Here is a 14,718-nt window from a genome sequence, read left to right as displayed (position 1 = left end):
GGATAGTTAACTAATGGCAAGATATCTTGGACCGACTTGTAAGCTTTCTCGACGCGAAGGCACGGATCTTTTTCTCAAGAGTGGTATTCGTCCACTGGAGTCAAAGTGTCGCGCAGAGAGTGCACCCGGCCAACACGGTCAACGTCGTGGTCGTCTTTCTGACTATGGGGTTCAGTTGCGCGAAAAGCAAAAAGTGCGTCGACTTTATGGCGTATTGGAAAAGCAATTCCGCAATTACTACAAGGAAGCGGCCCGCATAAAAGGCGCAACGGGTGAAAACCTGCTCCAGCTGCTTGAGCGCCGTTTGGATAATGTTGTCTACCGCATGGGCTTTGGTTCCACGCGTGCAGAGGCTCGTCAACTTGTTGCTCACAACTCTATTCAAGTGAATGGCAAAAAGGTCAATATCCCTTCATACAGAGTGATGGATGGCGACGTAGTGAGCATTCGTGAAAAATGCAAAAAACAGTTGCGTATTCAGTCTGCGATGCAAATTGCTTCGCAGCGAGGATTGGTTGACTGGATGGAAATAGATGCGAACAAACTGGAAGGTGTGTTCAAGCGCAATCCGGTGCGCAGCGATCTCCCTGCTGAAATCAATGAAAACCTCATTGTTGAACTTTACTCGAAGTAAAGAACTGAAGGCTGAAAACCAGTTAAGCGACCCCATCTAACAGGTACAGATATGCAGACATCAGTAAATGAGTTTTTGACACCACGCAACATCGACGTAACTGAGCTCGGTCCAACTCGCGCCAAGGTCGTTTTAGAACCATTGGAGCGTGGATTTGGTCATACACTGGGTAATGCGCTGCGCCGCATTCTGTTGTCATCAATGGGTGGTGCAGCCATTGTAGAGGTCGAGATTGACGGTGTCCTACATGAATACAGCAGTATCGAAGGCGTTCAGGAAGATGTTATTGAAATACTCCTGAACCTCAAAGAAGTTGCTATCGTTCTGCATGATAAGGACGAGGTTACTCTGACCCTCAGCAAAAAAGGTAAAGGGGTTGTGACTGCAGGTGATATTCAGGTAGATAACTCTGTAGAAATTAAAAACCCCGAGCACCTGATTGCCACGATCACGGGCGATACGGCTCTGAATATGCAGTTACACATTACGACAGGGCGTGGTTATCAGCCTGTTGATAGCCGTGGTAATGATGAAGATGAGACTCGCTCTATTGGCCGTCTCCAGTTGGATGCCACCTTCAGTCCTGTTCGCCGTGTTGCCTATGTTGTTGAGAGTGCCCGGGTTGAGCAGCGTACTGACCTAGACAAACTTGTGCTGGATCTTGAGACTAATGGCACCATTGATCCTGAAGAGGCCATTCGTCGGGCAGCTACCATTCTGCAACAGCAACTGGCCGTATTTGTCGATCTCGAAAGCGAAAATCTTGCCGAGCCGGTAGAGAGAGAGGAAGAAGTGGATCCGATCCTCTTGCGTCCTGTTGATGACCTGGAGCTGACAGTCCGATCGGCAAACTGTCTGAAGGCAGAGAGCATCTATTACATTGGTGATCTTATCCAGCGTACAGAAGTTGAGCTGCTCAAGACGCCAAATCTTGGCAAAAAGTCACTCACTGAAATTAAGGACGTGCTGGCATCCCGTGGACTTTCCCTGGGTATGCGCCTAGAAAACTGGCCACCTGCCAGCCTGCGTTCTGACACTGAACAGGTTTAATTGATTAGGGTTGCAGATTTTGTCTGCCACTGTTGCATAGAATACTTGCTGAGTTAACAGCAACACTATTTGAAAGGAAGTATAAAATCATGCGTCATCGTCTTAGTGGCCGCAAATTAAGTCGTACAGGTGCCCACCGTCGCGCCATGTTTCGCAATATGACGACCTCCCTGGTTGAGCATGAATTGATCAGGACTACGCTGCCAAAAGCAAAAGAGTTGCGGCGTTTTGCCGAACCGCTGATTACCTTGTCAAAACAGGACAGCGTTGCCAATCGCCGCCTGGCATTTGACCGTTTGCGCTGCAAGTCAGCTGTCGGTAAATTGTTTGCCGAACTCGGCCCGCGCTATGAAAGTCGCCCCGGTGGCTATATCCGCATTCTTAAATGTGGGCTGCGCTCTGGCGATGCCGCGCCGATGGCATACGTAGAACTGGTAGACCGTCCAGATGTTGAGCCGGTTGATGTTGACGATGATGAATAATTGACCACGGTGATTTGGTCAGATAAGAGCCGGACGAATGTCCGGCTTTTTTATGCCCTTTTTTCCCGGCAAACTAAAAAGTGCGTGATAGCTTTTTTTGGCTACTGAATAATTACTGATAATCTTAGATACAGGGTATCGCAATGAAAGTACTGGTCACCGGAGGTGCAGGTTATATCGGGAGTCATGCCTGTGTCGCGCTACTTGAAGCAGGCCACGACATTGTTGTGCTAGATAACTTTGCAAACAGTTGTATGACGTCACTGAATCGGGTGAAACAAATCACGGGAAAGGAGTTTCCGGTGGTGGAAGGAGATGTCAACGACTCCCAGGCTCTGGACAGTATTTTTACCAGCAATAATATCGATGCAGTGATGCACTTTGCAGGCTATAAAGCGGTCGGTGAGTCCTGTGAAAAGCCACTTCTCTATTATCGCAACAACGTTGCCGGCACCTTGACCCTGTGTGAAGCCATGCAGCAGCATAAGGTCACTCTGCTGATTTTCAGTTCGTCAGCTACCGTTTATGGCGATCCGCCCACAGTGCCCATCAAAGAGAATTTCCCGCTTACCGCCACAAACCCCTACGGTCGTTCCAAGCTGATGGTGGAGGAAATTCTGCGCGATTTAGTGAGTGCTGAACAGCTTGCAGGATCGGGGGCCTGGCAAATTGGTCTAATGCGCTACTTTAACCCGGTGGGTGCCCACTCCAGTGGCTTGATAGGTGAAGATCCCAACGGTATTCCAAACAATTTATTACCTTACATTTCCCAGGTAGCAATCGGTCGATTACCTGCCTTATCGGTATTTGGTTCGGACTACCCGACTATCGATGGGACGGGTGTTCGAGACTATCTTCACGTGATGGATCTGGCCGAAGGCCATGTCCGGGCATTGGACTACCTTGCCCAGGGTAAAAGTGCATCGGGATGTCACACCTGGAACCTCGGTACCGGTAAAGGCTATTCAGTGCTGGAGATGATAAGGGCATTTGAATCTGCCAGTGGAAAGACTGTGGCCTTCAAAATGGCTCCGCGCAGGCCGGGAGATATTGCGGCCTGTTGGGCGGACACATCCAAAGCCGAGAATGAGCTCGGCTGGATAGCATCGCGAGGCCTGTCTGAGATGATGGAAGACAGCTGGCGCTGGCAGCAGTGTAATCCCCGTGGCTATCGCAGATGACACTGGGGGTTATGTCTATACCTATGCCAGGGGCAGCTGGATATGGAAGGTGGTGCCGACATTCATGTCAGAGGTAACTGCGAGCTGCCCTTTGTGTTGTTCCGTGATGATGAAGTGTGAGAATGATAGGCGCTTACCTGCATCATAGTCTTCTTCGGATGATTTGCCTGCTTTATTGGTGAAGAAGGGCTCAAATATATATTGTTGCTCATCATAGCTGATGCCCAGGCCATTGTGCTGAACCTTGATCCAGAGCATGTCATAACAAACAATGACCTGAATGCGAATAATCGGTAGGTGTCCCGACCTGTTCACCTGACCGAGTGCGTGACAGGCATGGCGGAACAAGCTGAGAAACACCTGCTGTAATTCTGATGCGTAGCAGGGAATATCCGGGAGATTTCGGCTGTAGTGTCTTTCTATTTTGATCTCCCGGAAGCGCAACCCGGACGGTACCGAAAGCACATCATTGGCCAGTTCGATCGTGTGCTCGATAAGTCCAGTGATGTTTGCCAGTCGTTTCTCGCCACCGCGACTTTTCGAGAAGTCCAGCAAGTTGTTGATAACAGCCAGTGCCTGCTGTCCCTGATGATCTGCCTCTTCCAGCACGCTGGTTACGTCGTCTGCCCACGGCGAGTCCGCCCTATTTGTTTGTAATAGTCGGTACGCGGCCTGAAGGTCATTTAGAATAATCTGCAACGGGGCATTAATATCGTGGGCCATGGTCGCTGCCAGCTCGCCCATGGAAGACATCTTGTCGCGCTGAATAAGCATGTTGGATGTAAGAATGTGCTGTGTGACATCGTCTATCAGGATGACTGCATCGGTTTCTGCCTGATTACGCAATGGATAAATGGTTATATCAAAGTGGTATTGGCCCCGTTGGCTGTGTTTGATAGTTACTGGTTTTTTATCGCTTAACGCCTTCTTTACCTGGTCCCTCGACAATGTGATCGTCGGGTAGGTTTGCCACAGGTTTTTTGTCAGCGCCTGTGCTGCCGGGATACCGGTAATTTCTTCTGCGCGGCGGTTCCATTGTGTGATACTGCCCGTTTCAGTCAAACCGATTAGCATCAAAGGCATCGAGCTCAACACATCTTTTATGTAGGCTTCAGAGGATCGAAGTCGACTGGTTGTTTCCCGGTGCTGGACAATTTCACCCTGTAGTAAGACATTGGCCTTTTGCAGTAAGCGGTTTGACTCATCCAGCGTCGCTGTGCGCTCCTTGACGCGTTGCTCAAGCTCCTGGCGGATGACTTCCAGCGCCTTGTTCGCACGGTGTGCCTGCCTGCGACTGAAAAAAAGTGTCACGACGGTGATGGAAAGGAGAATGATAAAAATACCACTTGACCAATTGGCAACGTACTGCCAGTTGGTGTGACCATCTTCCAGTCTGAAATAAGGGATTATGCTGGCTGTGGCGGGACAGCTTGCCAGCATAAAAAAAAGCGCGGTCGCGTAAATCTTCATAATGTTCGATAGTGCTCTTGCAGAGATTAATGTGCGCTGAGTGGAAACCGGGCTATATGATACCAGTGAACGAACAACGGGTTGTTGAAATCATCAAAGCGATAGTTTGATTCCTTGTCTGTCAGCGTTATTCCCGGGAGGAGCATTCGTTTCTACTGGTCTTTCAACTGACAATGTGTTGCAGGATATGCGGCGAATCAACCTGATAAGCAGCAACCCGCCCCTATTTTTGATTTACTTATTGTCTGCTAACTGGCCCTGAATGGAAATACACGGGTATGTCTGACCTTACTATCTATTTGAACGGCGGAGAACTTCACATCAAGCCAGTCAGAATAGCAGCAATAGTGCGACACCGTAGACGAGGCCTGACCAGAGTAGCGCCACCGTGCAGTAACCCATAATATCCTTGATGCCCAACCTGGCTATGCCCAGTAAGGGAAGAGCCCAGAATGGCTGAATCATATTGGTCCAGGCATCACCCATGGCGACAGCCATGGCGGCCTGGTTCAGGGGTATCCCCAGTGATTGTGCGGCGGGAATGACGATTGGTGCCTGGATTGCCCACTGTCCGCCCCCGGAAGGGATAAAGAAATTGACTATCCCGGCACTGAGGAATGTAAACAGATTAAACGTGTGTTCATTGGAAATGCTGATGAACCACTCGGATACGGATGCTGCCAGCCCGGATTGTGCCATCATGCCCATGATTCCGGCATAGAGGGGGAACTGCAGGACAATGCCGGACAGACCTTTTACCGCCTCGTTGACAGCAGAGAGGTAGTTGCGGGCAGAGCGGTGCAGGAGTAGGCCCGTCACCAAAAAAACGAAATTTACGGTGTTCAGCCCGATACGGCCGCCGTCACTGAAAAACTCAAACAGGTAGGCGCAACCCAATAGGCCGAGCATCAGGGTTGGCAGTCGGCTGTGTTCAATCCGGTCTGCCGGCGTATCGATTCTGATGGGAACCTCTTCGGTGATACCCATTTGTTGTGGGGTGACTTCCCGGACGGCGTCGGGTGGTGGCATCATCAATCGAAAAATAACGGGTAATGTCACTAGCATCACAAAACAGATGAGCAAAACTTCCCAGCTGAAAATTGTCTCTGTCAGTGGAATGGTGATATCGCCCATCAAGTTGCTGATGATGTCACCGTCGGCTACGGCAATCTTCAGTGGAATGGAGCCAGATAATCCCGCGTGCCAGATAACCATTCCCGAGTAAGCCGAAGCCACCAGAAGTGGGTAGTGAACCCCCTTGACATGGCGTGCAATTTCTCGAGCCATCAGGGCGCTGGTGATCAGTCCGAACCCCCAGCTGATCCAACCACAAACCAGTGCGATTGTGGTCATAAGAATGATGGCCTGGCCCGGTGTTTTGGCAAGACAGGCCAGCGATCGCAACAGTTTTTTTACCGGTGCTGTTTGCGCCAGCACACTGCCGGTTACCAGTGTCACGGTGACCTGCATGGAAAATACCAGCAGGTTCCATACGCCATCCCCCCAAAAGCGAACCATATCAGTCGGGCGCTGTGTCTCCCCAAGGATACCCGCCAGCAGCACAATGAAGGTCAGTAGGATGGCAAAGATAAAGGCGTCAGGCATCCAGCGCTGCATAATACGGGTAAACAGGTTAGACAGAGAGCGAATCATTTTTGCGTCACCTTGTAATTATCAATTATGGGTTGGTTGCAAAATTAAGGCGTTATTCTATCGGCTTCATGGTTGATTCGAAACGGGATACCGTAAGGCGGTACTTACAAATGTTGGTGAAAGCAGGTGCCGGTGTCCAGGTTCATCAATCGCATGGGGCCGCCCCAGACACATCCGGTATCCAGCGGAAACAGGTTGCTGCCACAGGGTTGTCCCTGTAATGCCGCCCAGTGGCCAAAAATGATTTTCCACTGACGGGTTTTCCGATGCGGGTGACTGTACCAGGGGGCATAGCCCGCCGGTGGCTCATTCGGTGTGGACTTGCTGCGGAGCTCCAGCTTCCCCGTGGCCGAACAAAAACGCATTCGTGTGAAATAGTTGGTAATCATACGCCAGCGTACCGAGCCGGTGAGTTGGTCGTTCCACTGGTCGGGTTGATCGCCATACATGCCTTGAAAGAACGCGTTGGCCTGTTCCGGGTCTTGCAAAACGTTACTGATCTCTCTTGCCCGTATCAGGGCTTCATCGCGCGTCCACTGTGGCGGGATTCCTGCATGAACCATCAACCAGTCGCCCCGTGAGACCATCAGCGGTTGTAATTGCAACCAGTTAAGCAATTGATTCCGGTCCGGGGCTTTCAGGATAGCTTCCAGGGTATCGTTGCGGCTGGGTGCGCGCACGCCGTGAGCGATGGCCAGTAAATGCAGGTCGTGATTGCCCAGCACCATTTGCAAGGAATTTCCTAGCTGGTGGCAGAAGCGCAAGGCTTCTAGGGAGTCCGGGCCACGGTTAACGATGTCTCCCACCGACCATAGGCAATCCTTGCCGGGCTCAAAGTGGACTTTCTCCAGCAACTGCTGCAGAGGCTTCAGGCAGCCTTGCAAATCACCTACTGCATAAGTGGTCAATGCACTGTTCCTGGTACGGAGAGCAGAAAGGCAGGTATTTGAGCATCAAACGTTTCTCCGTGGTCACTGACCATTTGATAGCTGCCCTCCATTGTACCCACCTCAGTATCCAGGACGACTCCGCTGCTGTATCGGAAAGACTGACCAGGGGCAATCAGCGGTTTTTCGCCTACCACCCCGGGGCCCTGAATTTCTTTAATCTTGGCATTGCCATCCGTGATGATCCAATGACGGCTGATCAGTTGGGCTGTTGTATCGCCCAAATTGCGTATCGCGATATGGTAGGCAAACGTAAATTTATTATTGTCCGGTTCGGATTGGCCGGGGAGATACTCTGGTGTGACCTCAACGACGATCCGGTTCATTGCAGGGCTCCTATCTGGTTGCTGAGGTGGACAAAGTCCACCACGCTGAGATTTTGAGGGCGAAGTGATATATCAATATCAAGTTGTTCAAGCTGGGTGGCATCAAGCATATATTTCAGTGTATTGCGCATCGTTTTCCGCCGTTGCTGGAAACTGGCACTCACCAGTCTGGTCAGTAATTTCAGGTCGTTCGCGGGGTGGGGTGGTTGGTTGTACGGTAGCAGTCGAACAATAGCGGACTCTACTTTGGGTGCCGGTCTGAATGCTGTCGACGGAACGCTAAACAATGGCTGCACGCTACTGTAATACTGGACCATCACACTGAGTCTGCCATAGTTTTTGTCACCGGGTGAGGCGGCCAATCGGTCCACCACTTCTTTTTGCAGCATAAAGTGCATATCTTGTATCTGCTGACTGAAACCCAGCAGGTGAAAAATTAGTGGTGTTGAGATGTTGTACGGCAGATTGCCAATAATGCGCATTGCCCGACCAGCTTTATAAAATTGGCTGAAATCGATTTTCAATGCGTCACCCTGATGAATCTGAAAATCCGGGTAACCGGCGAGTTTTTCTCTGAGTAGAGGGATAAGATCACGATCCAGCTCCACCACTTTGAGGGAGGGGCATTTGGCCAGTATGGGCTCGGTGATGGCGCCCCGGCCGGGTCCAATTTCGATGATGTTTTGCCCTGGTTTTGGGGCGATGGCCGCAATAATTTTGTCGATTACATGGTGGTCGATCAGAAAATTCTGGCCAAATCGTTTGCGGGCCCTGTGTTGGTGCGAATCTTCCTGGTTCATGAATAGGTGTTTGCCTTTGCCATACAGGTGGCTGTGGTGATGGCTGCTATCAGGCTGCCTGTGCTGGCAAGCCCCGTTCCCGCCAGATCCAGTGCGGTGCCATGGTCAACTGAGGTGCGGATAATGGGTAGGCCGAGCGTAATATTGACGGCTTTGCCAAACCCCATGTATTTGAGTACGGGTAAACCCTGATCATGATACATGGCCAATACCGCATCACATCGCTTCAGATACTTTGGCGTGAACAGTGTGTCTGCTGGCAGGGGACCCTCGATGTGCATCCCCAGACCGCGCAGCCGCGTCAGTACGGGTTCTATCACCTGAATTTCCTCCATACCCAGATGGCCGTTCTCGCCTGCGTGGGGATTGAGCCCACACACCAATATCCTTGGCGCCTGTAGACCAAATTTCTGCTGTAAATCCGTATGCAGAATATTAATTGTCTCGGTCAAACCTGCTTGCGTAATCTGAGCCGGCACCTGGCTAAGCGGCAGGTGTGTTGTGGCCAGTGCAACCCGAAGCCCTTCGGTAGCCAGCATCATGACTACCTTTTCTGTATGGGTTTTCGCCGCAAGAAATTCGGTGTGCCCCGTGAAGGGAATGCCTGCATCATTGATGATGCCCTTGTGCACAGGGCCGGTTACCAGTGCCCGACAAACATTTGATTGGCAGTCTGCAAGCGCAGTGGATAAGGTCTTCAGTACATACGTGGCATTGTGCGAGTCGAGTAAGCCGGGCCTGGCGGGCATACTCAGTTCAATCGGCCTGATAGCGAGTTCGCCAGCCGCCAAAGGGGAGGGAGGTATTTCGGTCGAGAGCTGGCGTAGCCGCAGGGGAAGATTTAATTCCCTGGCTCGGGCCAGGAGCAATTCAGGGTCAGCGTACACCACCAGTTCTGCAGCATTTGGGCGCTGAGCCAGCTTGATAATCAGGTCGGGACCAATACCGGCTGGTTCGCCTGGTGTAATGGCAAGTCGAATCACAGTTTAATGTCTACAAATGCCTCGTCGCGTATTTCCCGCAGCCAGATTTCCTGTTCTTCATCAAACTTGCGTCTCCGGATGATGTTTTCAGCCTGACGCCGTTGTATCTCGTCACTGAAATCCTGACGACGACGTTCGGTTACCTGCAGAATATGCCAGCCGAACTGGGTGCGGAAAGGCTCACTGATCGCCATTGTGTCAATACTGCCCATGATCTGCTCAAATTCCGGTACAAACTGTCCCGGCAGGGACCAGCCGAGATCACCGCCGCCCAGAGCAGTACCAATATCCTCGGAGTGTTTTCTGGCTAATTCGGCAAAGTCGGCACCGCCGAGGATATCGGCGCGCATTCCTTCGAGCATGGTTCTGGTATCGTCTTCACTGCGAATCTCGTTAGGTTTTAGCAGAATGTGGCGGACTTTGTGTTGCTGCACAATTTGTTCGCCGCCACCCCGGCGATCATAAAGTTTGAGTAAGTGATAACCGGCATCACTGCGAATCGGCATGCTGACCTCGCCCGGGGACAGTTTATCCACGGCGCTGACAAAAATACTGGGTAACTGGGTTGTTTTTCGCCAGCCCAGGTCGCCTCCCTGAAGTGCATCCTGAGCGCCGGAATGGGCGATGGCCAGGCTTTTGAAGTCTGCACCATTTTGCAGTTGCTCGTAGAGTTCCCGAACCTTCTGTTCTACCTTGCCAACGTCCTCGCGGGATGCGCCCGAGGATAGGGGCAGCAGGATATGACCGAGGTTGACATCGGGCGATGACCACTGTTGGCCCTCTTCGGAGGCCAGGAAGTTATCCACTTCCTGCTCGCTGATGTAAATACGGCGATTAACGGCTCTTTCCTGAACCCGGTTTATAGTAATCTCATTGCGTAGCTGTTGCCTCAACGACGTCAGGTCGATTCCGCTCTGACGGGCGTCCTCGACCATTTGAGCAACCGTCTGTTCCCGGCTCTCCGCCATCCTCTCCATGGCCTGGGTGACTTCTTCGTCGCTGATGCGTATCCCCATGCGTTGTGCCCGACTGAGCTGCAGGCGCTCCAGAATAAGGCGCTCAAGAACCTGTGGGACCAGCACCGACTCTGCAGGAATTTCGGTTTCACTGTTTTCCAGTCGTGCATAGATATCAGCTACCCGCTTCTCCAGCTCGCTGGCCATGACTACGTCATCGTCAACCACGGCGACGATGTGGTCGAGTGGTATTTCTTCTGAGCTTGCCGGCAATGCCCAGGCAAGCCCCAGCAGGAGCAGGCTGAAGAAAATATTCGTTTGACTGCATGTGCTCATAATCCGGCTCATCTGCATTAGTAATTGCTTTGTGGTTCATATCCGTAAATACCATCCTGCAGGATGGATTCCACTTTGCTGCCACTGCCGGCGAGGCCTTTGAACTGGATCTGGAAGAACACACCATTGTCGTGTTCCAGATCTTCATCCGGTAGCCGGATGTAGTCATTCCGGTCGAGCCAGCGACGACTGATAATGCTCATTTTCCAGCAGCAGCTCTCATACTGGAACCCGAACAGGGTTTCCAGGTCCCGGCTATTGGTCAGATCGTAATTGTACCGTCCGATCAGGCTCCAGCTTCGGGAAATCGGCAGAAAGGTGGAAAAGTCTGCCTGTTCAATATCGCTATCAATTTCAATGAATTGATTTCCTATGTCAGAAAGGCGGGGCACCCTGCGATTATACCGATAGCTCAAATTGAATATCTTGTTGTTGCGATCGTTATAACGAAGGCTGGCGTTGCCGCGGTCGAGTTCACTGTCGTCTTCATCGTATAGCACGTCAGCCTGGAAGCGGAGGTGTTCGCTGAGCCGCAGGGCAAATTCCGCCGCGTACGCGGAATCATCACGCAATAGGTCGGCGGCGATATCTCGTTGTAGGCGATTCAAATCATCGGGGTCATCCAGGCCTTTCAGGAAAGACTTGCTCAGGTTGGGGTTCAGGGAGACGTAGCGATCACTCAGGTAGAAGATCTGGCCGATGCTGGCTCGCAACCACTCAATCCCGGTGGATTGCTCAACCAGACGGCTGGTTAACCCCAGGGAAACTTGCTCAGTATCGCCAATGCGGTCACCGCCGATAAAACGGTCTTCCCGAAACAACTGGTTATAGGTAAATGTCATCTGCGATGTGTCGAAGTCCGGCAAATCAGTTTGATCTTCGTACTTGGTATGAACCATGTACAAACGCGGCTCAAACGTCTGGGTAAACCCCGTCAGCATGGTAGTGTCGCGCTCCATAAACAGGCCGGTATCGATAACGCCAACCGGTACGGTGACCGAGGGGCTGTCGTCCGTCTGTCCCAGTACTGGATTGTCCAGGTTGTAGGACAGGTGCTTGAGGGTGACCGAGGGCCGGAAGTAGCCCCATGCCCACTGTTTGTCCCAGGTTAAACCGTAATCGAGGCGCAGCCGGTCGCCGGTCACGAAGGTGCCCTTTTCATCTTCAAAAAAGGTTTCACCCTGGAGATAGCCGGGCAGGGTGTCGTTCTCGTCATCGTGGTCAAAAGCGGTGAACTGGTTCTGCAGATTAAAGACAAAGTCCCCGAGGCGATAGTTGCCCGTGGCTTCCAGGCGGGGCAGCATCTGGTACTGGTCAATCCGGTTGGGATCATCGGTGATCGTCTGGAATTCCTGCCCCTTGATACCAAACAGCCAGTGATCCGTTCGGTAATTGGCCGAAACCAGCTGGCGGAGATAGGTCTGACTGTTGACCTCCAGTGTGGCATTGTCCAGATCCCGGAAGTATTCACTGTCACTGACTTTGGTGTAATCGACGCGGGTTTGCCAGCGTTTGCCGATACCCCCCAGGTGATTCAGGTTGACCAGCCAGCGATCTTCGCCCTCGAAGTCTCTTGTGTTGAAGACTTCGGTCGGGTCGTCATCGCGGTCATCGCCACCGTCATCGTCCGACAAAAAGGCGCCGCTCAGGATAGTGTTGGTCAGTTTCGACATATGTCTGACTTCGACCTCAGCCATAGGTCCGCGTTCCTGAATGTAGCGCGGTGTAATGGTGGCGTCGTAGTTGGGTGCCAGATTCAGGTAGATGGGTTGCGCATAATCGATGCCGTTTTCATCACCGATGTCAAAACTGGGGAACAATAGACCAGAGGCTCGTCGATCATCAATCGGGAACCGTATCCAGGGAGCATAGAGTATCGGTATATCCTGGACCTCCAGTCGCACGTGTTTGGCATTGGCGATTCCGGTTTCAGGATTGATGTTAAGTTTACTACTGACCAGGCGCCAGGCTTTGCTGCCCGGTTCGCAGGTGGTGTACGTGGCATTATCGATGTAGAAAACATCATCGACTCGCTTGGCCTGCGTCGCCGTACCGCGCACTCCGGATTCGTGGAACAGGTAACCGGCCTGTTCAATTTGCATGTCCTTGGAGTCCATGTTGATCTGAGCGCTGTCGCCCGTCACCAGTAACCCCGGTTCGCGGAACTGTACATTGCCTTCAAGATTCACGATACGTGTATTCTGGTCTGCTGTGGCGCTATCGCTTCTAACCTGACGGTAACCCTGGGTCAGTTGGACGTCGCCACGCAGGCGGGCAATGTTTTCCTGCTCCACTTCTGTAGATGCTGAGGCAACCCGCATGGGGGCGTCAGCCGGATCCATCTCGGCGTCTTCATAGTCTCTTTTGGGTTCTATATAGGCCCCACAGCAACCCGTAGCCATCTTTTCGCGCTCTTCATCGGTAAGCGCTTGCTCTTCAACCCAGTCCAGGTTGTTGGCCACCCGAACATCGGGACCACTGTCTTGCGGTGGGATTACCGGTTCAGGGTGTTTGGGTCTGGGAAAAGCCCTGCCGGACATATTTTTTTCACCGCATGCCCAGCTACCATCGGCCGCTGCCCGGCACTCCCATTGGCTGTAGGAATCCTGGTTCTCAGCGGCTACTGGTGCCGAAACAAGCAAGCCAAAGAGCAATAATCCCGATGTCCGGGAATACTGTGAGCGCAAGGCGTGGTAGAGCCTGGTACGGATATGACTCGTTTTTATGGGCATTCTGATTTTCCGTGTTCTCTCTGGGCAGGCGGTGTCTTTAATGCGACGGTACATTTTACCGATTCTGGGACAGCATGCGAGGGTTTGGGCTAGAATGGCTAACCTTTTTTCCATATGCTTTCCTCAAACATGTCTGATCACCAAAATCTTCAGCAGTGGGTAGAGCGTTCCCTGCCCCGGCAATTTTTGACATCGGCGGCGCCACAGCTTTATCCGCTGAGTGGCGATGCCGGCTTTCGGCGCTATTTTCGGGTGAATTGTACGCCATCACTGCTCGCTGTTTCCGCGCCGCCGGAACACGAAAATAACGAGGCTTTTGTTCGTATTGCGGCGTTGCTCAAGCGCGGTGGTGTCCGCACACCCCGTATTTATGCCGTCGATTACCCGCAGGGATTTCTGTTGCTTGAGGATTTTGGAGACCAGTTACTGTTGCCGCTCCTGTCCTCTGAAACAGCGGATCGGTTCTACCGTAAAGCAGAAGATACGCTGTTGGTATTGCAGGGTGTTCCACTCGCTGATAGTGGTTTGGCAGTTTACGACCGTCAGCGTTTGCGGGATGAGATGAGGCTCTTTCCGGAGTGGTTTTTAAAGCAGCTGCTTGGGCTGGATATCACGACTGAAGACAATCGGCTCATTGAACAGACTTTTGAGCAATTAGTGACGAGTGCGCTTTCCCAACCGGAAGTGATCGTCCACCGGGATTTCCATTCCCGTAACCTGATGTTGCTCGCTGATGGCGATATGGGAGTGATTGATTTTCAGGACGCCGTCAGAGGCCCGCTGACGTATGACTTGGTTTCGCTGCTCCGGGACTGTTATATTCGATGGCCCGCTGAGTATGTTTCGCGGCGGGCACTCAACTATTACCGGCGGGTTGTAGCGACAGGTGTCGCTGATACGGTGCCGGACAGCCAGTTCCTACGCTGGTTTGACCTGATGGGGTTGCAGCGGCACATCAAAGTGCTGGGTATTTTTGCCAGGCTCTGGTTGCGTGATGGAAAGCCGGGCTATCTGGCGGACTTACCACTTGTTCTCGATTACACCCTTGAGCAGTTGACGCCGTATCCTGAACTGCATGACTTCAAGTCCTGGTTTGAAAGACGAGTGATGCCTCTGGTGAAAATGCAGCATTGGTATCAGAAAAATAGGCCGTGCCGTTGATGGCAAG

13 protein-coding genes are annotated in these 14,718 nt (G+C 52.1%); 5 read left to right on the top strand and 8 right to left on the bottom strand.

The window, feature by feature from the left end:
- The first annotated feature begins 13 nt into the window (after window positions 1-13).
- From rpsD to galE, 4 genes are all read left to right on the top strand, one after another.
- On the top strand, window positions 14-634 hold the full coding sequence (gene rpsD / locus AACZ64_RS10775) for a 30S ribosomal protein S4 (protein WP_036858648.1): 621 nt from the start codon (window positions 14-16) through the stop codon (window positions 632-634).
- 51 nt (window positions 635-685) lie between these two features.
- On the top strand, window positions 686-1,684 hold the full coding sequence (gene rpoA, locus AACZ64_RS10770; RefSeq protein ID WP_293615538.1) for a DNA-directed RNA polymerase subunit alpha: 999 nt from the start codon (window positions 686-688) through the stop codon (window positions 1,682-1,684).
- An 89-nt stretch (window positions 1,685-1,773) separates the two neighbouring features.
- A complete protein-coding gene (gene rplQ, locus AACZ64_RS10765; protein ID WP_293615539.1) occupies window positions 1,774-2,166 on the top strand; it encodes a 50S ribosomal protein L17 in 393 nt (130 codons plus the stop codon).
- A gap of 143 nt (window positions 2,167-2,309) precedes the next feature.
- Window positions 2,310-3,347, top strand: coding sequence for a UDP-glucose 4-epimerase GalE (gene galE, locus AACZ64_RS10760; RefSeq protein WP_293615540.1), 1,038 nt, complete (start codon window positions 2,310-2,312; stop codon window positions 3,345-3,347).
- A gap of 21 nt (window positions 3,348-3,368) precedes the next feature.
- Here the strand turns inward: galE and AACZ64_RS10755 are convergent, their stop codons facing one another.
- The 8 genes from AACZ64_RS10755 to AACZ64_RS10720 form a co-directional block, all read right to left on the bottom strand.
- Entirely contained in the window at window positions 3,369-4,817 is a 1,449-nt protein-coding gene (locus AACZ64_RS10755; protein ID WP_293615541.1) for an ATP-binding protein, read from the bottom strand.
- Between the two features lie 330 nt (window positions 4,818-5,147).
- Window positions 5,148-6,470, bottom strand: coding sequence for a short-chain fatty acid transporter (locus tag AACZ64_RS10750; RefSeq protein ID WP_293615542.1), 1,323 nt, complete (start codon window positions 6,468-6,470; stop codon window positions 5,148-5,150).
- Window positions 6,471-6,574: 104 nt separating this feature from the next.
- Window positions 6,575-7,378 carry a symmetrical bis(5'-nucleosyl)-tetraphosphatase gene (locus AACZ64_RS10745; protein ID WP_293615543.1) on the bottom strand — a complete coding sequence of 268 codons (804 nt, stop codon included), beginning with the start codon at window positions 7,376-7,378 and terminating at the stop codon, window positions 6,575-6,577.
- Entirely contained in the window at window positions 7,375-7,743 is a 369-nt protein-coding gene (gene apaG / locus AACZ64_RS10740; RefSeq protein WP_293615544.1) for a Co2+/Mg2+ efflux protein ApaG, read from the bottom strand. The genes AACZ64_RS10745 and apaG overlap by 4 nt, the downstream gene beginning before the upstream one ends.
- Window positions 7,740-8,543 carry a 16S rRNA (adenine(1518)-N(6)/adenine(1519)-N(6))-dimethyltransferase RsmA gene (gene rsmA, locus AACZ64_RS10735; RefSeq protein WP_293615545.1) on the bottom strand — a complete coding sequence of 268 codons (804 nt, stop codon included), beginning with the start codon at window positions 8,541-8,543 and terminating at the stop codon, window positions 7,740-7,742. The genes apaG and rsmA overlap by 4 nt, the downstream gene beginning before the upstream one ends.
- Window positions 8,540-9,523, bottom strand: a complete 984-nt coding sequence (gene pdxA, locus AACZ64_RS10730) for a 4-hydroxythreonine-4-phosphate dehydrogenase PdxA (protein ID WP_293615560.1) — start codon at window positions 9,521-9,523, stop codon at window positions 8,540-8,542. Before pdxA ends, rsmA begins: the two co-directional genes overlap by 4 nt.
- Entirely contained in the window at window positions 9,523-10,818 is a 1,296-nt protein-coding gene (locus tag AACZ64_RS10725; RefSeq protein ID WP_293615546.1) for a peptidylprolyl isomerase, read from the bottom strand. The genes pdxA and AACZ64_RS10725 overlap by 1 nt, the downstream gene beginning before the upstream one ends.
- 17 nt (window positions 10,819-10,835) lie before the next feature.
- The gene (locus AACZ64_RS10720) at window positions 10,836-13,550 is read right to left on the bottom strand and encodes an LPS-assembly protein LptD (protein ID WP_293615547.1); all 2,715 of its coding nucleotides are present in this window, start codon (window positions 13,548-13,550) and stop codon (window positions 10,836-10,838) included.
- Window positions 13,551-13,679: 129 nt separating this feature from the next.
- On the opposite strand from AACZ64_RS10720, the gene AACZ64_RS10715 reads away from it, so the two are divergent.
- A complete protein-coding gene (locus tag AACZ64_RS10715; RefSeq protein ID WP_293615548.1) occupies window positions 13,680-14,711 on the top strand; it encodes a phosphotransferase in 1,032 nt (343 codons plus the stop codon).
- Window positions 14,712-14,718: the final 7 nt, after the last annotated feature.

It is taken from the genome of uncultured Porticoccus sp. (assembly GCF_963975625.1).
In the GTDB taxonomy this organism is placed as follows: Bacteria; Pseudomonadota; Gammaproteobacteria; order Pseudomonadales; family Porticoccaceae; genus Porticoccus.
This window is presented reverse-complemented; position numbering and strand designations above follow the sequence as displayed.